Origin of the sequence: Candidatus Darwinibacter acetoxidans, from assembly GCF_041936445.1 — a bacterium.
In the GTDB taxonomy this organism is placed as follows: domain Bacteria; phylum Bacillota; class Limnochordia; order Darwinibacteriales; family Darwinibacteriaceae; genus DTU010.
In genome coordinates this window covers 1-23,470 of sequence record NZ_JBHGXH010000300.1, presented here as the reverse complement: position 1 = coordinate 23,470, position 23,470 = coordinate 1, and the positions used below count along the sequence as shown (strand labels likewise).

Below are 23,470 nucleotides of genomic sequence, written 5' to 3'. Positions count from 1 at the left end.
AAGGTGTGGGCAGTGGGCGTGGAAGAAGTCCTCAAGAAGCTAGAAAATAACCCCCGCTTTATGAGCAATGTCACCTTTCGGCTGACGGTCGAGGCCCAGGAAGGAGTGTATGAGCCCATCCCCGAGTTTGTCCACCCGGATCTGCAGGCGCTTCTGCGCCGCCGGGGCATTGCAAAGCTCTACTCCCACCAGGCCGCGGCCCTCCGGGCTGTCCAGGCCGGGGAAGATCTGGTGGTGGTCACCCCCACCGCCTCAGGCAAGACCCTCTGCTACAACCTGCCTGTGCTCCAGACCCTCTTGGAGGACGAAGAGGCCAGGGCCCTCTACCTTTTCCCCACCAAGGCCCTGGCCCAGGACCAGGTGGCGGAACTTGTGGCCTGGAGCGAGGAGCTGGGGAATAGAATCAAGACCTATACCTACGACGGCGATACGCCGGGCGATGCCCGCATAGCCATCCGCGCCGCGGGCAGCATCGTGGTGACCAACCCGGACATGCTCCACTCGGGCATCCTGCCCCACCACACCAAGTGGATGCGGCTCTTTGAGAACCTGAAGTACGTGGTCATCGACGAGCTGCACATCTACCGGGGCGTATTCGGCTCCCACGTGGCCAACGTGCTGCGCCGGCTGGACAGGATCTGCCGCTTCTACGGCGCCGATCCCCTCTATATCTGCACCTCAGCCACCATCGCCAATCCCCAGGAGCACGGGGAAAGGCTCTTGGGCCGGCCGGTGAGGGTGATCGACCAAAACGGCGCGCCCCGGGGCCGCAAGGACATCTTCTTCTACAATCCCCCCGTGGTGAACCAGCCCCTGGGCATCCGCCGCAGCTCGCTTCTGGAAGCGGAAGGGATCGCCCGGGAGCTCATCTCCCACAAGATCCCCACCATTATCTTTGCCCGCAGCCGCCTGGATACGGAGGTGCTCCTCACCTACCTGCGCAAGGCCTTCCACCGCCTGGGGGAGCCCCAGGAGACGGTCCGGGCTTACCGGGGAGGATACCTGCCCAAGCAGCGCCGGCAGATCGAGCGGGAGCTGCGGGAGGGCAAGGTCTTGGGCGTGGTGAGCACCAACGCCCTGGAGCTGGGAATCGATATCGGCACGCTGCAGGCGGCGGTGCTCACCGGCTATCCCGGCACCATCGCCAGCACCTGGCAGCAGCTGGGCCGGGCCGGCCGCAGCCATGAACCGTCCCTGGCGGTGTTGGTGGCCACCTCCAGCCCTTTGAACCAGTTCATGATCCAAAACCCCGACTACTTCCTAGACCGGGGCGTGGAGTATGCCCGGATCAACCCTAACAACCTACTGATCCTGATCTCCCACCTGAAATGCGCGGCCTTTGAGCTGCCCTTCACAGAAGGGGAACGCTTCGGCGAAATCGATCCGGCGGAGCTTTTGGACTACCTCACAGAAGAGATGGTCCTGCGCAAAGTGGAGGGCCGCTGGTACTGGATGAGCGAGCACTACCCCGCGGCCCATGTGTCCCTGCGCAGCGCCTCCACGGAGAACTTCGCGGTGATCGACACCACCGACGGCAAAACCCAGGTCATCGGCGAAGTAGAACGCTTCAGCGCGCCCATGCTCATCCATGAAGGGGCCATCTACATCCACGAGAGCCGGACCTACCAGATCGATCACCTAGACTGGGAAGGCCAAAAGGCCTACGCCCGGGAAGTGGAGACGGACTACTACACCGATGCCAACTTGGATGTGGATCTTAAGGTGCTGGACGTCTTCGCCCAGGAAGAACTGCCCCAGGTGCGGCGCAGCTGGGGTGAAGTGCTGGTTGCCGCCAAGACCCACATGTACAAGAAGATCAAGTTCTACACCCACGAAAACATCGGCTGGGGCCAGATCTCCCTGCCGGAGCTGGAGATGCACACCACCGCCTACTGGTTCAGCCTGCCCCAGGGCTTTGCCGGCGGGCTGGATCAGGGGGCCCTGCAGAGCGCGCTCTTGGGTGCAGCCAACCTCCTGGGGAACATCGCCTCCCTGGAGCTGATGTGCGAGCCCAGCGACTTGGGGGTTGCCGCCCAGCTCAAATCGCCCTTCACCCAGGAGCCCACGGTGTTCATTTATGAAAAATACCCGGGTGGGGTGGGCTTCAGCGAGCAGCTCTTTGCCGCCCACGGAAGGCTCCTTCGCAGGGCCATCTCCATCATCGAAAGCTGCCCCTGCCAGGGGGGCTGCCCTTCCTGCGTGGGCCCGGTGGAAGAAGTGGGCCCCGGTGGCAAAGAACACACCTTATGGCTTTTGAAGGGGGCATTGGGCCATGGACCTCGCCAGCAGGCTGCGGCAGCTGCTGCCCCAGAAAACTAGCCCCGCCCCCCCACAGCCCAAGCTCGATCTAGACCCTTACCTGGGCGGCGCCGAGGTGGTAACGCCCTACGGCCCCTGCTATCTGATCACCAAAGAACTCCCCCTGGACCGCCGCCACGGCGGCTGGAAATTGGGGGAGGTTTTCCAGGCCTCTTACCACAAACTCGCCCGCTTCGGCCAGCCCAGGGGTGAGCTGAACCTGGAAAGCACCCTCTTTTTGGATACGGAAACCACGGGGCTGGCCGGCGGTACCGGGACCTACGCCTTTTTGGTGGGCCTTGGCTACTTCACCCCGGAAAGCTTTGTGGTCAAGCAGGTGCTCATGCGGGATTACAACGAGGAGCTGGCCCTTTTGCACTTGGTGCAGCAGGAGCTTCTCTCCAAGGAGACCGTGGTGACCTTTAACGGCCGCACTTTTGATCTGCCCCTCTTGCAGACGCGGTTTGCCCTGGCCCGCCTGGGTTTCCAGGGGGCCGCGGGCAAGGTCCACTTGGACCTGCTCCCCCTCTCCCGGCGCCTGTGGAGGTATAAGCTGGCCAGCTGCAGTTTGGACAGCTTAGAAGAGAACATCTTAGGCGTAAGGAGAAGCGGCGACATTCCAGGCTGGGCCATCCCCCAGCGCTATTTCGACTTCTTGAATACGGGCCAGGGCCACCTCCTGCGGGACATCGTGGAGCACAACTTCTTGGATATTGTTTCCCTGGCTGCCCTGCTCCACCGGCTCCAGCGGGTGCTGGAGCTGGAGCCCCATAGCTGCCGCTGCCCCTATGAGGCGGAAGCCCTGGCCCGCTTGGCCGCGGAAGAAGAAGATCTGCCCCTGGCCCTGGACTACCTCCAGGCCGCGGGGGAGCTGGCCAGTGAAGAAGAGCTGCAGCTGAGGATCCTCCGCCAAGGGGCAGCCCACCTCAAGCGCCTCGGCCGGCACGCCCAGGCCGCGGCCCTCTGGCAGAGGATTTTAGCCCGGGAAGAGGCGGATCTGCAGAGCGCCGAAGAGCTGGCCAAATACTATGAGCACCGGGCTAAAGACCTGGAGGCGGCCAGGCAGATCACCCGCCGGGCCCTGGCTTTGGCCTGGGCAGCCAGATCCCCTAAAGCCTCTGATTTCGAGCACCGCTTAGCCCGGCTGGAACGCAAACTCCGCCGGCGGGCGGCGGAGCTGTAAACAGCGCTCCCCCTGCGGGCACTGGCCAGCACAGGGGGAGCGTTTATTATGGATAATAAGTGCTGATTAGTTGTTCAGCGCATCCTTGGCCGCGGCCAGGAGAGCCGACAGGTAACCGTAGTTGTCAACCAGGGTTGCACCGGTAACCATGTCTACAAACTCCGCAGGCTCAGCGGAAGCCAGGAAAGCCTCCAGTTCGCTGATGGTCATGCCCACCACGAACTCTTCGATGGCCTTGAAGTTGTTGGCGATGGTCACTGTGGAACCGGCCCGGGCCATGTTGTTGCTGTAGAAGTCGTTGTTGACCTTCTTGGAGGCCAGCCAGGTCTCGCCAATGGTGAAGGTGGGGTCAGCGTTGGGCACGCCGATGGTCTCGGACTTGCTCAGCATCTGATACTCGTCGATGTAAGCGGCAACGATGGTGTCACCCTGCAGAGCCACAACGGCAACTGTGAAGCACTTGGTTCCATGGGCGGCAAAGTCAGCTTTACCGAGCTTGATCTCCGCAGCCAGGCTGGAACCGGCCAGCGCCAGAAGGGATACCAGGACAAGTGCGACTACAAGTGTTCTTCTCATCTACCTACCTCTTCCTACTTGTTTTTTCTGCACTTCATCAAGTGCATTTGATGTGTACATGCCTTATTATACGTTCCCCAGCCCGGGGCGTCAATAGCGTTTGTGCTCATTTTCTCAAGCCAAGCATACTTTGACTAAAAGATCACGGAGCCCTAACAAAGCCCTGCGGCAGGAGAAGGGCCCAGGCGGCGGGAAGATTAGGGTAACCAGTTCACAACCATGAAGGGATGATTGCTTTTGGAAAACCTGCGCCTTGACGATTTTACCCGCTACAAGTTCCTCTCTGGCATCAAGCACAGCCCCGCTGGGCGCCTGGCCTGCTTTGCCGTGCACCAGGCGGACCTGGAGGAAAACGGCTACCGCTCCCATCTTTGGCTCTACGACTTGGAAAAGGAGAGCTGCTTCCAGCTCACCGGGCTGGGCAAAGAGCAGGCCTTCACCTGGCTCAGCCCCGACGAGATCCTCTTTGCCTCCGTGAGGAACCCCAAAGATCTGAAGCGCCAGAAAAAGGGCGAGCAGTTTACAGTGTTCTATAAGATCCGCACAGAGGGCGGCGAAGCGGTGGAAGCCTTCCGCATCCCCCTGAAGGTGTTGGAGATCAAACCCCTCCCTGAAGAGCGCTTTCTCCTCACCGCCCTGTATAACCCCAGGCTCCCTGATTTGAGCAGCCTCCCCGAAGGGGAGCGGGCGGAAAAGCTTGGGCAGCTCGAAGAAGAGCGCAATTGCGAAGTACTGGAGGAAATCCCCTTCTGGAGCAACGGCCGGGGCTTTGTGAGCGGCTGCCGGGTGCGCCTCTATCTTTTCGATCTTAAAACCAACGCCCTGGAACCCCTCACCAGGGAACTTGTGCAGGTGAGCAGCTTCCAATTGAACGAAGCCCGGGACCAGGCGGTGTTCATCGCCTCGGAGTACCAGGGCAAAGCCAAGCTCACAAGTGAAATCTACCTTGCCGATCTCAAAACGAAAGAGGTGCGGCGCCTCACCCCCGAAGGGACTTTCGCCTGGTTCCAGGCGTACTTCCTGAACCAAGAGGAACTCATCTGCTACGGCACCGACCGCCAGCGCTTCGGCCTCAATGAAAACCCCCGCTTCTACCTGGTGAATCTGGAAAGCGGCGAGAAGACGCCCTTAACACCGGATCTGGACTGCAGCATCGGCAGTTCCGTGGGCTCCGACTGCCGCTACGGCGGAGGCCGAAGCAGCCAGCTCCACGGGGGCTACCTCTATTTCACCACCACCGAAGGCCACAGCTCCTATCTCAACCGCATCGACCGCAGCGGCCGGATTGAAAGGCTTACCGCGGCAGAAGGCTCCGTGGACAGCTTCAGCGTCCAGGGGGAAAGCATTCTCCTGATCGGCCTGCGGGAGCTGCGCCTCCAGGAGCTCTACTCCCTGGAAGCGGGCACGGAGCGCCAGCTTACAAGCTTCAATGCCTGGGTGCCAAGGGAGCGCAAGCTCTCCCGGCCGGAGCACCTCTCCTTCCAAACTGCCCCTGGAGTAACCATTGACGGCTGGGTGCTCAGGCCCGTGGATTATGTTCAGGGGCAAAAATACCCGGCCATCCTGGATATCCACGGCGGACCCAAGACAGTTTACGGCACGGTGTTCTTCCATGAAATGCAGTACTGGGCCAACGCAGGCTACTTCGTCTTTTTCTGCAACCCCCGGGGAAGCGACGGCAAGGGCAATGAGTTTGCCGATCTGCGGGGTAAATACGGTACCGTGGACTACGATGATCTGATGCGCTTCACCGACCTGGTCCTGGAGCGCTATCCAGGTATCGACCCTGAGCGTCTGGGGGTTACCGGCGGCTCCTACGGCGGCTTTATGACCAACTGGATCATCGGCCAGACCCAGCGCTTTAAGGCCGCGGCCTCCCAGCGCAGCATCTCCAACTGGTTTTCCATGGGCGGCACCACCGATATCGGCTTTTTCTTCACCCCGGATCAGATCGGGGCCACCCCCTGGAGCGATCCGGAAAAGCTCTGGGAGCACTCTCCCCTGAAGTATGCCCATCGGGCTAAGACCCCCACCCTGTTCATCCACTCCGATCAGGACTACCGCTGCTGGCTGCCGGAGGCGCTGCAGATCTTCACCGCCCTCAAGTACCACGGCGTGGAAGCCAGGCTCTGCCTGTTCAAGGGGGAAAACCACGAACTGAGCCGCAGCGGCAAGCCCAAGGCCCGCATCCGCCGCCTGGAAGAAATCACGGGCTGGTTCAACCGCTTCCTGCAGCAGGGATAACAACAACCGGGGAGCTTCTCCCCGGTTCTCCTATTCCTGCAAGATATAATTGAGCTCCAGCCTGAGCTGGTCCGAGCTTTGGTAGTGGATGCCCCTGATCCCAAATTCACTGGCGGCAGCCAAATTGGCCAGGGAATCATCGATAAAGACACACTCCTCCGGGAGCAGGGCGTAGCTGGCCAGGAGGATCTGGTAGATGGCCGGTTCCGGTTTGAGGGCCTGGTGCTGGTAGGAGATGACCATCCCGTCAAAGAGGCTGAACCACTGGTATTTACCATACACATGCTCAAAAGCTGCCCGGTGGAAGTTGGAGAGGATGTAGAGGCGGTAGCCCGACTTTTTCAGGCTGCGCACCACCTCCACGTTGGAGGGGATGGGTTTGAGGATGCTGAACGCGTCAGCGAAGGTGAGGCGGATCTCCGGGGCCAGATCCGGATACTGCCTGGTTAACCTGGCCACAGCTTCTTCCTGGGTGAGTACGCCCCGATCCAGCATGTACCATTCAGGGCTGGAGAAAACCGCTCTGTGCAGGCGCCTCACCAGCTCCGGATCTTCAAACAGGCCTGCCAGGTATTCACCGGGGTTGAACTTCAAAAGCACATTCCCTAGGTCAAAGATGAGGTTTTGGATCTTGCGCACACAACCGCCCCTCAGCTGCAAAGTGGATACCCTGTTTCTTCGCCTCCCCACCCCGCTAATCCTGCCGGGCGGTGAAATTCGTACCGATTGGCCCCCCAGGTGTGAAGGGAAATGCTCCGGGGGCTGGAAAATACAAGTAAACTCTGGGGAAGGAGGTGAGAGGCTTGCCCAAAAAACTAGGCCTGCACCTGGCGGTGCTCCTGGTTTTGGCGCTGCTGGCCGCACCTGTGCAGGCGGTGGACTACGCAGAGGTTGATGCCCTCATCGTGAGCAAGGACTTGGCCAAGATCCAAAGGGCGGTTGAGCTTCTGGAAGAGCACCTGGCAGCCCAGCCCGATGATGGAGAGGCGCTCTGGCTCGCGGGCAAGGCCTATCTGTACCTGGGCGACCGCACCGAGGAAGGTAGGCTGCAGGTTTTCGAAAAGGGGAAGGAGTACGCGGATCGGGCCGTGGAGCTGGTCCCCAACTCCCCCGATGCCCACTACTGGCTCTCCGCCCTGATCGGCCGGATCGGCCAGACCAGGGGTATCCTCAGCAGCTTGTTTATGGTCCGCCCCATGAAAGATGCGCTGGATCGGGTGTTGGAGCTTGATCCCAACTACGCCCCGGCCTACTGGGTGCTCAGCCAGCTCTACCAGCAGGCACCGGGCTTTCCCCTGAGCATCGGCAACAAGAAGCTGGCTCTGGAAAACGCCCAGCGTGCTGTGGAACTGGCCCCAGATGAGCTGGAGTTCCAGCTGCAGCTGGCCCGGGCCCTGGATCACAACGGCCAGAAGGAGGAAGGAAGAAAACTCCTCCAGGAAATCAGGGCCAATCCCAAGCTGGAAGAGGACCCCGACCTGCTGAAGGAAGTGGAAGAGCAGGCGGCGGAGTGGAAGCTCTAGTAGCCTAAAACAGTGATGGAACCATTGCTGGTGGTGAGCTCCAGGCGGGGACCTGCTCCGCTGTGGAGCACCACCTCTTTTTGTCCGGCGATGCGGTGCTCACCTAAAAGCACCTCCACCCTGCCGTTGGAGGTGACCGCCCACAGCAGGCCCTGGGTGCTGTGGGGCATGCGCAAACTGATGGACCCGTTGCTGGTTCTGATGCGGTGCTCCCCTGCCCCAGCCAGCTCCAGCTGGCCTTCCACCCGTCCGTTGCTGGTGGTCAGGGTGCTGGGGCCGCTGAAGACCAGCTTAGCAAACTGGATGGGGCCGTTGGAGGTGCGCAGATCCAGCTGCCCGGCGGCTTCCCCTAAAGCGATCCCGCCGTTGCCGGTGCTAAGCTGGAGCCGGCCCCGGAAAGGAGTGCGGATGCGGATGCCTCCGTTGGAAGTTTTGGCCGCCAGCTCCTTAGGCTACTCCCCAGGCGCGTAGATGGTGAAGCGCACCTGGCTGCTGAACACTCCCCAGGCTCCCTGGGGCCCCTCCGCCCGCAGCAGGAGGCGCTCCCCTTGGCGCTCTTCCACCACTTTGATCTCGGCCAAGATCCTTTCTACACTCCCCCGGCTCAGCCCCCCGGCTGACTTTTCCGCCACCACCCGGGGCTTTCCGCCAGCCAGGGGTTCCCAGAGAATCCCACCGTTATACCCCCGCAGCGCGAGGCTCTTGATCTCCGGGTCCAGGGGAAACTCCCCCGCCGGCTGCTTTGTGGAAAAGAGCATGCTGTTCACTTCCCTTCTTGGTCCTGCCTCCAGTCTACCCACCCCCGCTTCCCCTGCCCAGGGGCTGCGAGAGGACTTCTCCTCCGCCTGGAGTAGGATCTTGCACATTTTTCCAAACCAAGGAGGAAAACCATTCCTTAGCGGCGAAGTAAGGATTAATTGGCGAAAGGAGGCCAAACCATGGAAAAGCGTAAGGTGAAAATGAAAGGTCAAGAACTAAGTGTACGGGGCCCCAGGCTGAACGTGGGCCAGCAGGCGCCGGACTTTCGGTTGGTGGATAACGAGTTCAACCCCAAGACCCTGGGGGATTTCGGCCGGCAGGTGAAACTCGTGAGCATCGTCCCCTCCCTGGACACGGGGGTGTGCGATGCCCAGACCAGGCGCTTCAACGAAGAGCTCAGTGGACTTCCGGGCGCGGTGGCCATCACCGTGAGCGTCGATCTGCCCTTTGCCCAGAAGCGCTGGTGCGGTGCGGCAGGTCTGGAGCAGGCGGTTACCCTCTCCGACCACTACGATGTCTCCTTCGGCGAGGCCTACGGTGTGCTCATTGAGGAGCTGCGCCTGTTGGCCCGGGCTGTTTTGGTCTTGGATCAGGACAACATTATCCGCTACACCGAGTACCTGGAAGAGATCTCCTCCCATCCCGACTACGCGGCGGCGCTGAAGGCAGTCAAGGAACTGCTCTAGGCGGAGCCTATCTCAGCCGCAAGGCCTGCTGCAAAAACCATCCCTTGACCGGGGACTACGCCCAAGCCAGGAGCTAAACTAGGGGTAGAACCGGTCAAGGGAGGTGCAGAACTTGTTTTTCCACTACGACCACAACATCTATGAACTGGAAGCTGCAGGCAAGCTCCAGGAGGCAGGATCGAGGACCGCCGGGAGCAGGCGGGAGAAAAAGGCGCCAACCCCCAAGGACAAGCAGCAAAAAGCATGGCGGCGGCTGCCGGGGGCTGCCCGCCGCCAAAGTAGATCATAAAGCCGGGCTAAGTGGGCTGCCCGGCTTTTTTCTATCCATCCCAACGTGCCAACAGGTTGCGGCAGAGATGCGCTGTGCCGATGCCGACGATGGGCCCGGTGACGATGGTTCCCAAACCGGCCAGGAACACCCCCACCGCGATCAGCACCGCCCCCACAACTACAAAGCCCAGCACGGAGCCGAAGTTGTTCAGCACCAGCTGCACGCTGACATTCATGGCCCGCAGGGGGCCCAAGCCGTGGGCCACCACGAGATAGGGCACAAAAACCAAAAAGATCATGACCGCAATGCCCACCCCAGGCCACAGGTCCCAGGCCAGATCCGCCAGGAGGCCCGTGAACAGCGAAGCGCCCACGAAGGGGAGCAGGCGATCGCCGCCGCTGAACAGCTGTCCGAAGGTGGCGGGCTGACCTGCCGCCAGGGCGCTGTGGATCTTCACCAGCCCCACCAAGAGCCACTGCAGCGCCAGATAAACCCCGAGGCCAAAAAGCAAAGCCGAGCCAGGCGCCATCCTCAGGAAGTAGCCTACGCCGCGCCTCAAGGGGTAATACCGGTAGCTGCCGAACAGACCGTAGGCCAAAAGGGCAGCCAGAAGAACCATCGCCACCCCGAAGAGAAAGATCCCCACATGCAGCCCCGCCCGGGAGGTGAAACCCCGCCAGCCGGCCCGCAGGGCCGCGGCAACAAGGCCCTCCTGGCCTTGCCCGGATCCCGGGGCAGCCTGGAGGCTGCTGCGGCAGTGCTTGCAGATCACCGCTTCCCCGTGGATCAGTTCCCGACAGTAGGGGCAGCGTTTGGTGGGCTCGGGGCTTTCCCGCCAGCCGCAGCTGGAGCAGCCGCCGTGGCCCCGCCAGCACCCCTCGTGAAGGACCGCCCCACAGCTGGGACAGACCACAATGGGTTTGCCGGGCTCCACCGCCCCCCGGCAGTGGGCACAGCTATCACTAAGGTAGCCAGCCATCTTCTCCACCCCTTCCCTCAAGGGCTCTAGCCCCGGTTCCAGGTCACCATCTCCTCCAAGGCCTGGCGCTTTTTCTGGGGCACAGGACCCTCCCCAGGGTAGCCCAGGGGGATGAGGACAATGGGTTCCAGATGTTCCGGGAGGTCCAAAACTTCCCGCACCCGCTGGGCATCGAAGGCACATACCCAGCAGGTGCCCAGGCCCAGCTCTGCAGCGGCCAGGATCAGGTGGTCCACGGCGATGGCCACATCCACATCGCAGTGATCCTTCCCGTCCCGGCGCTTCCAGGATTTCTGGTGATCCCCGCAGGCCACAATAAGTACCGAGGCCGCCTGCAGCCACTCCCCGCGGTAGGCCCCGCAGAGTTCCGCCCGTAAAGCATCATCGGTGGCCACGATAAAGTGCCAGGGCTGGTAGTTCACCGCGCTGGGGGCGAGCCTCGCCGCCTCCAGAACCTTAAGGATCTTCTCCCTTTCCACCGGCTTAGGGCTGAAGGTGCGCACCGAATGGCGCCTGGCCACTAGCTCCAAAAAAGAACTGGACATACTGATCCTCCTTTACTCAGCGTTCCAGGGCCTCTCTTTTGGCCCGCTTAACCACATACAAAGCCTGATCCGCCCGCTCCAGGGCCTCCTGGAAGCTCTGATCACCGGGCTCAAAGCGGGCCGCTCCCAGGGAAATGGAGATCTGCACAAGCTCCCCGTCAAAGCTGAAGGATAGGGCGGAAACGGCCTGGACCATGCTCTCGCCCAGCTGTGGACCCTGGCCCCAGGCCAGCACCACAAACTCATCTCCACCCCAGCGGATGATCTCGCCGGCGCCCCCCAAAGCCCGCCGCACCGCGGCGGCCACCATCTGGAGCACCTGATCGCCCGCGGAGTGCCCGTAGGAATCATTGATCTGCTTGAGGCGGTCCAGATCGAACATGAAAAGATCGGGGCTCTCCTCCCCCCCTTGAAAGGCGGCGAAGGCACTGCTCAAAGCCTCCACACCGGCCCGACGGCTTTTCGCCCCCGTGAGCAGATCCTCGCTCACCGCCAGCTCCAGCTGGTCGGTGTGCCGGCGGAAGAAGAGGTATTCCACCAAGACCACCAGGCCCAGGGCGGCCACCACCACAAGGACCAGGATCAGCACCAGGCGCAGGGAAAGGAGCACCAGGAGCTTTCCCCCCGCAGCCTCCCCCGGGGAGAGGTAACCCTGGAGCTCCGCCGGGTGCACCCCCATGGTGATCCGCCAGCCAAACTCCTCGTACCAGCGGGAATAGCTGAGGCCTTGGTCTGGCTCTGCGCCTCCCGGCCCTTTGCTGATGGAAAGCCACATGCCCCGCCCAAGCTGCTGCCGGGCCAGCTGCTCCCGCACGGCTTCCCTGAGGCGGGCTTCTAGAAAGCTGCGGCTCACCCCCCACAGGGCCTCCAGATCCCCATGCACCAGCTCTTCGTAGAAGGCGAAGAAAACCGCGGGATCCCCACCCCGCAGCTCGCCGGCGCCATAGAGGAGCTCACCTGTGGCCCTGTTCCAGAGCACCCCGGTTAGCTCCGGCGTCCCTTCCATAAGTTCCCGGAAGGAGCTGGGCAGCCTTGCGGGGTCAAGGGCAAGCTCTAACTCGAAAAGCTGCCTGCGCCCGGCGGCAAGGTTCGCCAAGCGCTGGAGCTCCGCTTCCTTCAACCCCTGGATTTCCAGTACCAGGTTATCCACGCTCACCTGGAGGAAGTCCTCCTGCATCTCCCGGACGATGCGTTCCATCTCGTGCAAGTAGATGCCGGCCACGCGCTGGAAGGACAGCCAGAAGGCGCAGCCGCTGGCGATACAGATCAAGAGCACCAAAACCCCCAGGACTGTTCCTTGGGTGTGCTTGTCCACCATAGCTCTCCAGCGCCGCCTTAGCCCCATGGCAAACTCCCTCTACTCAGCTTTTCTGCTGCACTCTATTCACCGTGGGGCGGCGCTTTCCCTGCTTTTTCCATAGCTAATCTGCAGGCACCAACCGGATTTCATAAACCCTGGACCAGAGCTTGCCGGTGACGAAGATCCTCTCGGCTTCAGCATCCCAGGCAATTCCGTTGAGCACATCCGCGCCGGGATTGCCCTCCCGCTCCGCGGCGCTGAGCTGCTGCAGATCGATCCAGCCCAGAACCTGGCCGCTCTGGGGATCGATGCGGCAGATCACGCTGCTCAGCCAGATGTTGGCCCAGATCTCGCCGTTGATGTACTCCAGCTCGTTCAGGAGGGTAACTTCACCGCGGCTTGATCTAACCTGCAGTGTGCCCACGGGCTCCAAGGTTTCTGGATCCAAAAAACGGAGCAAACTGCTCCCGTCACTCATGATCAAATAAGTCCCGTCTGTGGTCAGGCCCCAGCCTTCACCGGGGTAGGTAAATTCACCGATCTTCTCCAGGCTCTCCAGATCGTAGATGAACCCCGTGCCCTCCCGCCAGGTCAGCTGGAAGATCCTACCTCTAAGCAGGGCAATCCCTTCACCAAAAAAGCGGCTCTCCAGGTCCACCTGCTGCAGCACCTCTCCATCTGCCAGGCGCACCCTGCGCAGGGAGGACTCCCCGTACAGTCCCGTGCCCTCGTAGAGCAGGCCCCCGGCGAAAACCAGCCCCTGGGTAAAGGCCGCGGGATCATGGGGATAGCTGGCCACCACCTGGGCCCGCTGCACAGTTTCCGCAGCCAAGCAGGGAACTGACTCCAAGCAAAGGAGCAGCACCGCCACTATCCACACCCCGAGCAGGCCCTGCCCCCTAATCCTCCACCACACCATAGACCTCACTCACATCCTGCACGAAGATGATGCCCCTGCCCGGTTCGTGGATCTTCAGCTCATCCCGCACCGCCACCACGATGGCATCGGCCAGCTCCGGGCGGGCCAAGATGAGCACCATCTCCTTTTCCGGTTCGATCTCCAAATTGAGGAACCTCCTGGTTTCATGGATGCTGGACCCCCGGGCGTTGATGATGGTGCCGCCCTTGGCTCCCGCGGCCCGGGCCACATCCATCACCTCTTCCCCCCGGCCCTTGTCCACCACAACGAAGACAGCGCGGTACATGCCGCCTGCACCTCCCCTTTGGGTTCTAAACTCGTATGCGTAGCTGCCTGTGCCCAGAAAGGCCCCTAAAGGCATGGCAAAGGCGATGCCGCCTTTGGGCTTGTTCAAGTGGAGCTCATCGGCGAACATCTTCAGGGCGTTGCGTCCCAAAAGCTTCTTGGCAGCTAGAAACACGATCTCCTTGCGGGTGTCGGTCAGGCCCAAAAGCTCTGCCAAACGTCCGCTCACCGTGCCCCGCCCCAGGGCGATGGTGCCGCCGCTGATCCCGTTTTTCTTGGCCATGCTCACCACTTTGCTCCCCAGGCCAAAATCCACGATCACGCAAAGCAGTTCGTACTCCTGCTCCCCAGACCTGGTCTGCTGCATCCACCTCAACTCCTTGTTACCTAGACTTCACCCGGAAGACCGCGCCCAAGGCCAGGAGGGTGACAATCCCCGCCATGGCCACAAGGGCGATCATGCCCAGCCCGTCCCGGAGAAGGTCCGCCCCCTCAAAGGCCCCCGCGGCTCCCTGGGCGAAGGCCAGGATGAAGGTGGTGGTCAGGGGCCCCGTGGCCACGCTGCCCGCATCAAAGCCGATGCCCACAAAAAGCTTGGGGACAAAACGGGCCAAAACCAGGGCGGCTAGATAGCCGGGCAGGAGAATGTGCCAGAGGGTGAGCCCGGGGACCAAGATGCGGATGGAGGAGAGCAAAATCGCTGTCCCCACCCCCAGGGCCAGGGCCCCCACCACCGCGGAACGCTTCACGTAACCGCTGGTCACATCTTCAATCTGGCGGGTGAGTACATACACGGAAGGTTCAGCCACGATGGTCACAAAACCCAGGACAAAGGAAGTGAGCAAAAGCCAAAGCTTGTTATCTAGGGAGGCCAAAAGGTACCCCAGTTGGCTCCCCACCTCCATAAAGCCGCCGTTCACCCCCAAAAAGAAGAGGAGCGTCCCCACGAGGGTGTAGGCAAAGCCCTTGGCCATGCGCCGAAACTGCCTCTTCTCCAGCTTCAGGAGAAATCTCTGCAGCAAGAGGAAAGAGATGGCCAGGGGCAAAAGGGCGATGACGCTGTCCCGGATAGCCCCGGGCAAAACTCCCCAAAACTGGCCCATGACCGGGCCCACCTCCGCCTGGACAGGCTCCAAACTGATCAAGGGGTATTCCTTAATGGGCCTGATCAGGTTCATGAGCATCACGGCGAGAATAGGTCCAACTGCACCCGCGCCCACCAGGCCAAAGCTGTCTTCCTCGGCCTGCTTGCTGTCTTTGCGCAGCCTGGAGATGCCCACCGCCAAGGCCATGATGAAGGGTACAACCAAGATCCCGGTGACCGAGCCGGAGGAGTCAAAGGCGATGGCCAAAAACTCCGGCGAGGTGCGGGAGGTGATCCAGGCTAAAACCAAAATGAGTCCGTAGCCGACGGTGAAAAAACTGCGCATGGGTACATGCAGGAATACCCGGGCAAAGCCCAGGGCAATCATGAGGCCAAAGCCCGTGGGGATCACCGCCAGCAAAGTACGGGCGGCAATGCCGCCTGCGGTGACGAACTCAATCTGGTTGACCAAAACCACCAGCCCCGGCTCGGCCACGGAGACGAAAAACCCCAAAAGGCCGCCGGCCAAAAGGAACAGCCAGAGCTTGTCCGTTTTCACCAGGGAAGTTCCGGTCACCTGGCCAAAGGGTGAGATGCCGATATCCACCCCCACGAAGAAGATGGAAAGGCCCACAATCAAAGCGACGGCACCCACCAGGAACCTGACCACCACTGGAAAGGCCAGGGGCACTAAGGTGAAGTGTAAAGCCAAAACGATGAGGGCGATGGGAAGTACCGCTTGCGTATTATTCTTAAGATAACCAACGAGGATGTTCAACGAACTACCCTACCTTTCCAACAACGATGATAAGTGCTGTCCCCGGCAGCTCCGGGGCAGAATGCAACTGCGGAGGGGAATTGGGGCAGACTTTTTAGTAAATAAGGGGAAGGGGTAAGCCATGAACATCAAACGCTGCATTCCACTCCTGGTCTTTGTGATCTTGCTCGCGGCCGCGGCGGTGCAGGGGCTGCGCCGGCAGGCGGCCCAGCCGGAACTGCTGCAGTCCCAGGTCACCGCGGCGGAGAACTCCCTGGAAACGGTGGAGAGCCTAGAACTGGAAATCGAACTCCGGGCCCCGGAGGAGCTGGAGATGAGCTACTCCAGCGGAGGCCGAGCCTTCAGCACCCGGGGTGCTGACCCAGAGGAAGCAGTGCGGCTCTTTGTGGAAGCGCTGCCTCACCTGGAGGAAGGACGGCCCTTGGCCATCATCCAGGCGGCCCTGGAGCATTTAGACCTCGATGAGCTGGAGGTTAAAGAGTTTGAGTTAGAGTATGAGCTGAAGGATGGCTATGCGCGCCGGATCGAGCTGGAAGTTGATGGGGACCCCGCTGAAGATGATGACGATTAGGCTTAAGCCTGGGTTTTAACGTGCACATCCAGCTGGTTGTAGGGGATCTCGATATCCGCCTCCTCTAAGGCATCTTTCACCTGTTCCAGGAAGTCAAAGTACATGGACCAGTAATCGGAGCGCTGCGCCCACACCCGGGCGTAAAGAACAGGCCCGTGATCCCCCAGTTCCCCCATGACCACCGCGGGGGCCGGTTCCTGGAGGATCAGGGGATGGTTTTCCGCCACCTGGCGCACCACCTCTTTAGCCCGCTTAAAGTCGGAGTCAAAAGAGATGGGCACTTTGACTGTGGCCCGGCGGGTGTCGTAGGCCGAGTAGTTGATCGCGCTGGCGTTGGATAGATCTGAATTGGGGATGATCACCTTTTGGTTATCCGGGGTCTGCAAAACGGTGTGGAAAACCTGGATCTCCCGCACCGTGCCGCTGTAGCCCGCCGCTTCAATATAATCCCCCACTTTAAAGGGTTTTAGCAGCAGGATCAAAACCCCACCGGCGAAGTTGGCCAGGCTGCCCTGGAAGGCCAGGCCCACCGCCAGGGAGGCCGCGCCCACAATGGCCGCGAAGGTGGTGATCTCAATGCCAAAGGTGGCGGCCACCGTAATGACCAGCAGGACCTGCAGGGCCACCTGGGCCATGGTGCCAAGGAAAGTACGTAAAGATTCATCAATGTGCACCTTGGCCAAGCGCCGCTCCAGGAGCGTCAGCACCAGCCCAATCAGTTTCCTCCCGATAATCCAGATGGCAACTCCCAAGACTGCCCTGCCCAGATAGGTGAGGGCGAATTCCTTGATCGGTTCCACAAAACCCCTCCTTAAGAAAAAGCGCGCGTCAATAACGCCCCAACTACCTTCGGCACCCACCAGTCAACTCCTGCCCGGCCCTAGCGGTTCAGGCGCGCCAGTAAAGCCACCGCCTCCGCTTCCCCCACCGGCCGGGAAAAGAGGAACCCCTGGAGGAAATCGCAGCCGTGCTTAACCAGGTACTCCTTCTGGGCTTCCTGCTCCACCCCTTCCGCCACCACCAGGTGGCCCAGGCGGTGGGCCATGGAGATGATGTCCCCGGCGATCACCTGATCTTCGCTCACCTCCGTGACCCGGTCGATGAAGGCCTTGTGGATCTTCAGGCAGTTCACGTTGAGCTCCTGCTCCCGGGCTAAAGAGGAATAACCAGTGCCGAAATCGTCGATGGCCACAACGATCCCCGCCTGCCTGAACCTGGCCAGCTTCTCGTTGAGGGAGGCGTAGTTTTGGGCAAAGACCGATTCGGTGATCTCCAGGCAGAGCTGCTCCGGCTGGATACCCGCTTCCTCGATCAGGGCAAAGACCTCCTCCTCAAAACCATCCTGGGCCAGCTGGATGGCGGAGACGTTGATGGAAATGCGAAAACCTCTATAGCCCAGCTCCGCCAGGCTGCGGAGAAAGCCCAGGGCCTTGCGGGCGATGATCTTGCCTAAGGGCACAATGAGCTGGTTCTCTTCCGCGAGGGGGATAAACTCCCCAGGGGGAATCACACCTAAAGGACCGCCGTCCAGCCGGGCCAAGGCCTCAAAGGCGTAGATGCGCCCCGTGGCCGCATCGATGATGGGCTGGTATTCTAAAAAGAGTGCCTCTTCCCACTCCCCGTAGGCCACCCGGAAGAGCAGCTCTTCGATCTCACTCAGCCGGTTCAGCTCCGCGGCCAGATCTTGATCGAAGAAGCGGTAGGCAAAGGGCCGGCTGCGGTCGGCCCGCTGCGCGGCGATGGCGGCATCATGGATGCAGTCTTCCGGTTCCAGCACTTCCCCCTCCAGCTGGCGGATGCCGATTCCGCAGCCGTAGGTGTTGACAATATCGATCTCCTTTAGGGTCTCCACCACTTCGGTGCAGAACTGGATGAGCTCTTCCCTAGTGAGGGCTTCTTGGATGTAAAAGGCGAAGCGCCCGTAGGCAGCCAGATACAAACGGCGGGTGGCTGTGGTATGGGCCGCAAGGCGCTGGGCCACCGCCCGCAGCAAAAACTCGCAGAAACCAAATCCGTAAATGGCGTTGATGGTGTTGATCCGGCGCAGATTGAACAAGACCACAGCCCGCTTAGGATAGTGCCCACTTTCGCTGTCCGCGGCCATCACCGCCCGCAGGGCCCGGCGGTTGGGAAGGCCCGTGAGCAGATCCAGCTCGCTGATGCGCTTAAGCTGCAGCTCGCTCTCCTTACGCTGGGTAATATCGATGATGATGCCCTCTAGGGCCTCCACTTCCCCCGCGTCGTTATACACCCCCTGCCCCATCTCCAAAACCCATTTGCGCTCCCCGCTGGCGGTGATGATCTCGTATTCAAACTCAAAGGAGCGCCGCTCGGGGAGGACTTCATGCCACTTCTGCCAGAGCACCTCCCGGTATTCAGGGGCGATGAGATCGTTGAAGGAAAGATCGCGGCTATCGAGGAGGCTCTCTGCCGTGTAGCCGGTGAGCTCCTCGCAGCCCTCGGAGACAAACTGCATGGTCCAATCCCGGTCCACCAGGCAGCGGTAAGCCATGCCCGGCAGGTTCTTCAACAGGACCGCCTTGCTGCGCTCGCTTTCCGAAAGGCGCCCTTCCACCGCCTTGCGGTCGGAGATGTCCTTGATCATGTAGATGATCCGGGGGCGCTCCACCCCCGGCTGTTCAAAGGGGGCGGCGGTGAGCTCTACCCAGACCTCTGTTCCATCGGGGCGCAGCAGGCGCTGCTCCAGGCTGTAGCTGGAGATGGCTCCCTTTTCCAAAAGCTGCCGCTGCTCCCTGGCTACAAGCGCATCCTGGGGATGGACGATCCGCTCCCAGCCCAGCTCCACAAGCTCCCCGCGGGTACGGCCGGTGATCTTGAGGAAGGCGTCATTGACCATGGGATATAACCCGCCCCCATACTCCCCCGGCTCCAGGGCCAGACCCACGGCAATTCCCAGGGAGCTCTGGTTGAAGATGGCGTGGAGCAGACCGGTGTGGTGGGAACTGGCGCTGGTGAGCACCTGCAGCAGACCTTCCTCGTCATAGGCGATCACAATGGGGATCTTCCGCCCCGGCTGGGCAGCCTCCAGCTGCCTGACCAGGTCAAAGCTGTCCTGGTCCCGCTGCTCCCGGCAGAGGACAATCAGCTGGATGTCGGAGTGGGTCTGGAGCTGAGAAGCGGCTTCAGCCCAGCTGCTGCAGGCCAAAACCGGGTAACCTCCCAGCACACCGGCCCTTTTTACCTCCTCCAGACACTCTCCTAAGATCAGGATCTTCCCCGCCATCGCGCAGCTCCTCTCAACAGCAAACTAAGCTCTTACCCTCTTCCCTTAGTTCCACATCAACCCCCAGCATCCTCCCCAGGTCCGGGGGCAATTTCCACCCGATGGGAAGCCCGCTCAACCCAAAACCACTTCCACCTGATGCTCCCCGCCGGGAAAGGCGGGCACAAGGTTACCCTCAATTTCCCGGCCATCCACCGTGATTTGGGCCACACCCCTGCTCACCCCGTGGGGATTGCGCACGGTGATATGGTAAACTGCGCCCCTAAACTCCCGGCGCACCTTGTAGCCTTCCCACTCCGGGGGGATGCAGGGGTCGATGCGCAGTCCATCGTAGTCCGGTTTGATGCCCAGGATAGCCTGGGAGATGGCCGCGTAGTTCCAGGCAGCCGTGCCCGTGAGCCAGGAGTTTTTGGCCTGGCCGTGGTTGGGGGCATCCCGCCCTGCGATCATCTGGGCGTAGACGTAGGGCTCCAGCCGATGCAGCTCGGAGATTTCCTCCCGGTAGGCGGGGCAGATCTTTTTGTACAGCTCAAAGGCGCGCCCGCCCCGGCCGATCACCGTTTCCGCGATCATCACCCAGGGATTATTGTGACAGAAGATGCCCGCGTTTTCTTTGTAGCCCGGCGGGTAGGAAGAGATCTCCCCCAGGTTCAGGTAGTAGCGGGAATAGGCGGGGGTTTGCAGGATGATCCCGTGCTCGGTTTCCAAGAGCCTCGCCACTGAATCAAGGGCCTTCTGGGCTAGGCCGCCCTCCACACCGATCCCGGCCATCACGCAAAAGCCCTGGGGTTCGATGAAGATCTGGCCTTCTTGGCACTCTCTGCTTCCCACCTTTTCCCCAAAGGCATCGTACGCCCGGAGGAACCACTCCCCATCCCAGCCGTGCTCTAAAACGGCCTGGACCATCCGCTCCCGGTGCCGGGCAGCTTCCTCCGCCTCCTCTGCCAAACCGCGCCTTCGGCAGAGCTCGATGAAGTCCGCGGCGGCATAGACAAAGAGCGCGGCGATGAAGACCGACTCCGCCACCGGACCTTCCGAGGGCCCGGTGGTCTGGAAGGATTCCCCGGGCTCTTGGGAAAAGCAGTTGAGGTTCAGGCAGTCGTTCCAGTCCGCCCTTCCGATCAGGGGCAGACCGTGGGGACCTAGGTTGTTCACCGTATGGTAAAAGGAGCGCTTCAGATGCTCGAAGAGACTCGCGGCGTTTTCGGGATCGCTGTCGAAGGGCACTTCTTCATCCAGGATCGAAAAGTCACCCGTTTCCTTGATGTAGGCGGCGGTGCCCACAATCAGCCAGAGGGGATCGTCGTTGAAGCCGGAGCCGATGGCGTGGTTGCCCCGCTTGGTCAGGGGCTGGTACTGGTGGTAGGCGCTGCCATCGGGGAACTGGGTGGAGGCCAGATCGAGAATTCTCTGTCTGGCCCGCTCCGGCACCTGGTGCACAAAGCCCAAAAGATCCTGGTTGGAATCGCGAAAGCCGATCCCCCGGCCGATGCCCGATTCAAAATAGGAGGCGCTGCGGGAAAGGTTAAAGGTGACCATGCACTGGTAGGGGTTCCAGATATTGACCATCCTGTCCAGCTTTTCCTCGCCGCTTTCCACCTGGTATTTCCCTAAAAGCCCGTCCCAGTAGGCCTTAAGCTCCTGAAAAGCCTCCGCAACCTGCTCTTCCCGCTCAAAGCGGGCCTGCATCCGATGCGCCCGCTCCTTATTGATCACCCCGGGCGCGGCCCATTTTTCCTCCTTGGGGTTTTCCACATAGCCCAGGAGGAAGATATAGGTTTTGCTTTCACCGGGAGATAGGTTCAGCCTGAGGTGGTGGGAGGCGATGGGTGCCCAGCCGCTGGCAAGAGAATTGCGGGACCTGCCCTCCAGCACCACCTGGGGTTCGTGCAGGCCCCTGTAGAGGCCCAAAAAGCTTTCCCGGTCGGTGTCAAAGCCAGCCAGCTCCGCATTTACCGAGAAAAAGGCATAGTGGTTCCGCCGCTCCCGGTATTCGGTTTTGTGGTAGATGGCGGAGCCTTCCACTTCCACCTCCCCGGTGGAAAGGTTGCGCTGGAAGTTGGTCTGATCGTCCCAGGCATCCCAGAGGCAAAACTCCAGGAAGGAAAAAAGGGCAAGCTCCTTAACTTCCCCGCTTTCATTGCTCAGGCGAAGCTGGATCACTTCGCAATTGGCATCCAGGGGCACAAAAAAGAGCTGCTCGGCCCGGATATCGCCCCTCACCCCAGTGATCTTGGTGTAACCCAGGCCGTGGCGGCACTCGTAAAAGGAGAGCTCTTTTTTCATGGGTCTAAAGCTGGGTGACCAGATATCTTCCCCGTCTTTGATGTAAAAGCAGCGGCCGCCCTCATCTAGGGGTATGTTGTTGTACCGGTAGCGGGTCAGGCGCCTCAGGCGCGCATCCCGGTAGAAGGAATAGCCGCCGCCGGTATGGGAGATCAGGCTGAAAAAGTCCTCACAGCCCAGGTAGTTGATCCAGGGATAGGGAGTTAAGGGAGTTGTGATCACATACTCCCGCTGCGCATCGTCAAAATACCCGAATTTCATGGCCTTGCCCCCCTCAAGGTGTTTCCTATCCTATTCTCCACCCCCTCCATTCCTTCCTCTTAACAAGTTCTTAAGGCTATCCGGCAGGTTTTTCACCGGGGATGGAGAACTCTTCTTTACAGGGGACAAGACCTGTGATATTTTAGAACTATCATTGCACATAACTCATATAAGCCTGCAAATTTGGTGCAGGAGTTTCTACGTGGCGGCCTATACCGCCTACGCTATGAGTGACCTATAAGCGCTTGTCAGTAAGGGCTTTCCCCTTGCTGATCTTTCCTGCAGCTTGTCGAGCACTCGATGAGTTTTTTTGTTTTTCCAGGGCTGTATGGAAAGGTTCACCCTTTCCATAAGATAAAGGCAAATCCAATCTAGAGGCGGAGGAATGAGAAGTCAATGGAGAGTTTTTTCAAGCTGAAGGAAAACGGCACTAATGTTCGCACTGAGATTCTGGCGGGATTAACCACGTTCTTTGCCATGGCCTACATCATCATGGTTAATCCGGACATCCTGTCCCAGACGGGCATGCCCTGGGGAGCAGTCTTTTTGGCCACCATTGCTGCGGCCATCATCGGCACTTTAGTTATGGGCCTGTTTGCCAACGTCCCCTACGCCCAGGCGCCGGGGATGGGGCTCAACGCTTTCTTCACGTTCACCGTAGTGTTCAGCCTCGGCTTTACCTGGCAGGAAGCCTTGGCCATGGTCTTTATCTGCGGGCTGATCAACATCTTCATCACCGTAACCAGGATCCGCAAGCTGATCATCCGCTGCATCCCCGAAGGGCTGCAAAACGCCATCGGCGGCGGTATCGGTATCTTCATCGCCTACATCGGCCTGCAAAACGCGGGGCTGTTGAGCTTCGCAGCCGGCATACCTGAACTGGTACCCCTAAACAACGCTTCGGTGCTGCTCACCCTCTTTGGCCTGGCCATCACCATCATCATGCTGATCAGGGGCGTGCGGGGCGCCATCTTCATCGGGATTATCATCACCACGCTTTTGGGCATCCCCTTTGGCGTAACCCAGGTGGGCCAGACGGTCAGCCTGTCCCAGGCCTTTTCGGAGCTGGGCACAACCTTCGGAGCCGCCTTCGGCAATCCGGGGCTGCTCTCCCTGTTCAGCGATCCCAGCAAGCTGCCTTTGGTTCTCATGACCATCTTTGCCTTCAGTTTGTCCGACACCTTTGACACCATCGGCACCTTCATCGGCACAGGGCGGAGGGCTGGCATCTTCTCCGCTGAGGATATGAAGGCCCTGGAGACCAGCTCCGGCTTTAAGTCCAAGATGGACCGGGCCCTCTTTGCCGATGCCACAGCCACTTCCATCGGTGCCCTGTTTGGAACTTCCAACACCACCACCTACGTGGAAAGCGCGGCGGGCATCGGTGCCGGCGGAAGAACCGGCCTCACCAGCGTTGTTGTGGCCGTCCTCTTCTTCCTGAGCGCCTTTTTTGCCCCGGCCATCAGCGCCATTCCCTCCGCGGCCACGGCGCCGGCTTTGATCATCGTGGGGATCATGATGCTGGCTTCCTTTGCGGAAGTGAAGTGGACCAACTTCGAAGAGGCGGTACCTGCCTTCTTCGCCGGTGTGTTCATGGCCCTCTGCTACAGCATCTCCTACGGAATTGCCGGGGGCTTTATCACCTACACCTTGATCAAATTGGTGAAGGGCGAAGCCA

The 23,470-nt window shown here is 60.6% G+C and carries 21 protein-coding genes and 1 riboswitch; of the genes, 8 read left to right on the top strand and 13 right to left on the bottom strand.

What is annotated here, in order from left to right; all coding sequences use genetic code 11:
- The first annotated feature begins 3 nt into the window (after window positions 1-3).
- Window positions 4-2,319: a DEAD/DEAH box helicase gene (locus ACE4YL_RS12425; protein WP_461360313.1), complete on the top strand. Its 2,316-nt coding sequence runs from the start codon at window positions 4-6 to the stop codon at window positions 2,317-2,319.
- Window positions 2,273-3,481, top strand: coding sequence for a ribonuclease H-like domain-containing protein (locus tag ACE4YL_RS12420; RefSeq protein ID WP_461365257.1), 1,209 nt, complete (start codon window positions 2,273-2,275; stop codon window positions 3,479-3,481). Before ACE4YL_RS12425 ends, ACE4YL_RS12420 begins: the two co-directional genes overlap by 47 nt.
- A gap of 66 nt (window positions 3,482-3,547) precedes the next feature.
- Here the strand turns inward: ACE4YL_RS12420 and ACE4YL_RS12415 are convergent, their stop codons facing one another.
- Window positions 3,548-4,057 (bottom strand): hypothetical protein, encoded by a 510-nt coding sequence (locus ACE4YL_RS12415; RefSeq protein ID WP_461358722.1) that lies wholly within the window; start codon window positions 4,055-4,057, stop codon window positions 3,548-3,550.
- Between the two features lie 237 nt (window positions 4,058-4,294).
- Here ACE4YL_RS12415 and ACE4YL_RS12410 point away from each other — a divergent pair, with 237 nt between their 5' ends.
- Window positions 4,295-6,301 (top strand): S9 family peptidase, encoded by a 2,007-nt coding sequence (locus tag ACE4YL_RS12410; RefSeq protein WP_461358721.1) that lies wholly within the window; start codon window positions 4,295-4,297, stop codon window positions 6,299-6,301.
- A gap of 30 nt (window positions 6,302-6,331) precedes the next feature.
- Here the strand turns inward: ACE4YL_RS12410 and ACE4YL_RS12405 are convergent, their stop codons facing one another.
- A complete protein-coding gene (locus tag ACE4YL_RS12405; RefSeq protein WP_461358720.1) occupies window positions 6,332-6,940 on the bottom strand; it encodes an HAD family hydrolase in 609 nt (202 codons plus the stop codon).
- 164 nt (window positions 6,941-7,104) lie between these two features.
- On the opposite strand from ACE4YL_RS12405, the gene ACE4YL_RS12400 reads away from it, so the two are divergent.
- Window positions 7,105-7,824, top strand: a complete 720-nt coding sequence (locus ACE4YL_RS12400; RefSeq protein WP_461358719.1) for a tetratricopeptide repeat protein — start codon at window positions 7,105-7,107, stop codon at window positions 7,822-7,824.
- On the opposite strand, the gene ACE4YL_RS12395 is transcribed toward ACE4YL_RS12400, so the two are convergent.
- Both ACE4YL_RS12395 and ACE4YL_RS12390 read right to left on the bottom strand, forming a co-directional pair.
- Window positions 7,821-8,069 carry a hypothetical protein gene (locus tag ACE4YL_RS12395; RefSeq protein WP_461358718.1) on the bottom strand — a complete coding sequence of 83 codons (249 nt, stop codon included), beginning with the start codon at window positions 8,067-8,069 and terminating at the stop codon, window positions 7,821-7,823. The genes ACE4YL_RS12400 and ACE4YL_RS12395 overlap by 4 nt on opposite strands.
- A 207-nt stretch (window positions 8,070-8,276) precedes the next feature.
- The gene (locus ACE4YL_RS12390; RefSeq protein WP_461358717.1) at window positions 8,277-8,624 is read right to left on the bottom strand and encodes a hypothetical protein; all 348 of its coding nucleotides are present in this window, start codon (window positions 8,622-8,624) and stop codon (window positions 8,277-8,279) included.
- 159 nt (window positions 8,625-8,783) lie between these two features.
- On the opposite strand from ACE4YL_RS12390, the gene tpx reads away from it, so the two are divergent.
- Window positions 8,784-9,269, top strand: a complete 486-nt coding sequence (tpx, locus tag ACE4YL_RS12385) for a thiol peroxidase (protein ID WP_461358732.1) — start codon at window positions 8,784-8,786, stop codon at window positions 9,267-9,269.
- 112 nt (window positions 9,270-9,381) lie between these two features.
- Window positions 9,382-9,558: a hypothetical protein gene (locus tag ACE4YL_RS12380; protein ID WP_461360314.1), complete on the top strand. Its 177-nt coding sequence runs from the start codon at window positions 9,382-9,384 to the stop codon at window positions 9,556-9,558.
- 31 nt (window positions 9,559-9,589) lie between these two features.
- Here the strand turns inward: ACE4YL_RS12380 and ACE4YL_RS12375 are convergent, their stop codons facing one another.
- From ACE4YL_RS12375 to ACE4YL_RS12350, 6 genes are all read right to left on the bottom strand, one after another.
- Window positions 9,590-10,519: an RING finger protein gene (locus tag ACE4YL_RS12375; RefSeq protein ID WP_461360315.1), complete on the bottom strand. Its 930-nt coding sequence runs from the start codon at window positions 10,517-10,519 to the stop codon at window positions 9,590-9,592.
- A 26-nt stretch (window positions 10,520-10,545) separates the two neighbouring features.
- The gene (locus ACE4YL_RS12370; RefSeq protein WP_461360316.1) at window positions 10,546-11,064 is read right to left on the bottom strand and encodes a nitroreductase family protein; all 519 of its coding nucleotides are present in this window, start codon (window positions 11,062-11,064) and stop codon (window positions 10,546-10,548) included.
- Between the two features lie 16 nt (window positions 11,065-11,080).
- Window positions 11,081-12,409: a GGDEF domain-containing protein gene (locus ACE4YL_RS12365; RefSeq protein ID WP_461360317.1), complete on the bottom strand. Its 1,329-nt coding sequence runs from the start codon at window positions 12,407-12,409 to the stop codon at window positions 11,081-11,083.
- A gap of 76 nt (window positions 12,410-12,485) precedes the next feature.
- Window positions 12,486-13,280 (bottom strand): glutaminyl-peptide cyclotransferase, encoded by a 795-nt coding sequence (locus tag ACE4YL_RS12360; protein WP_461360318.1) that lies wholly within the window; start codon window positions 13,278-13,280, stop codon window positions 12,486-12,488.
- The gene (locus ACE4YL_RS12355) at window positions 13,264-13,935 is read right to left on the bottom strand and encodes a P-II family nitrogen regulator (RefSeq protein WP_461360319.1); all 672 of its coding nucleotides are present in this window, start codon (window positions 13,933-13,935) and stop codon (window positions 13,264-13,266) included. The genes ACE4YL_RS12360 and ACE4YL_RS12355 overlap by 17 nt, the downstream gene beginning before the upstream one ends.
- A 16-nt stretch (window positions 13,936-13,951) precedes the next feature.
- Window positions 13,952-15,430, bottom strand: coding sequence for a DUF1538 domain-containing protein (locus ACE4YL_RS12350; RefSeq protein ID WP_461360320.1), 1,479 nt, complete (start codon window positions 15,428-15,430; stop codon window positions 13,952-13,954).
- A gap of 121 nt (window positions 15,431-15,551) precedes the next feature.
- On the opposite strand from ACE4YL_RS12350, the gene ACE4YL_RS12345 reads away from it, so the two are divergent.
- Window positions 15,552-16,001, top strand: a complete 450-nt coding sequence (locus ACE4YL_RS12345; RefSeq protein ID WP_461360321.1) for a hypothetical protein — start codon at window positions 15,552-15,554, stop codon at window positions 15,999-16,001.
- A gap of 2 nt (window positions 16,002-16,003) precedes the next feature.
- Here ACE4YL_RS12345 and ACE4YL_RS12340 read toward each other — a convergent pair whose 3' ends face one another.
- The 3 genes from ACE4YL_RS12340 to ACE4YL_RS12330 all read right to left on the bottom strand — a co-directional run bounded on the left by ACE4YL_RS12340 (window position 16,004) and on the right by ACE4YL_RS12330 (window position 21,792).
- A complete protein-coding gene (locus tag ACE4YL_RS12340; RefSeq protein ID WP_461360322.1) occupies window positions 16,004-16,801 on the bottom strand; it encodes a mechanosensitive ion channel family protein in 798 nt (265 codons plus the stop codon).
- Between the two features lie 80 nt (window positions 16,802-16,881).
- Complete coding sequence (locus tag ACE4YL_RS12335; protein WP_461369675.1) at window positions 16,882-19,245, bottom strand: putative bifunctional diguanylate cyclase/phosphodiesterase; 2,364 nt, start codon at window positions 19,243-19,245, stop codon at window positions 16,882-16,884.
- Window positions 19,246-19,359: 114 nt separating this feature from the next.
- Entirely contained in the window at window positions 19,360-21,792 is a 2,433-nt protein-coding gene (locus ACE4YL_RS12330; RefSeq protein ID WP_461360324.1) for a GH36-type glycosyl hydrolase domain-containing protein, read from the bottom strand.
- A gap of 145 nt (window positions 21,793-21,937) precedes the next feature.
- A riboswitch (purine riboswitch) is annotated at window positions 21,938-22,039 on the top strand.
- Between the two features lie 149 nt (window positions 22,040-22,188).
- On the opposite strand from ACE4YL_RS12330, the gene ACE4YL_RS12325 reads away from it, so the two are divergent.
- Window positions 22,189-23,470 (top strand): NCS2 family permease (locus ACE4YL_RS12325; RefSeq protein WP_461367244.1); only part of this gene is annotated, 1,282 nt, incomplete at its 3' end.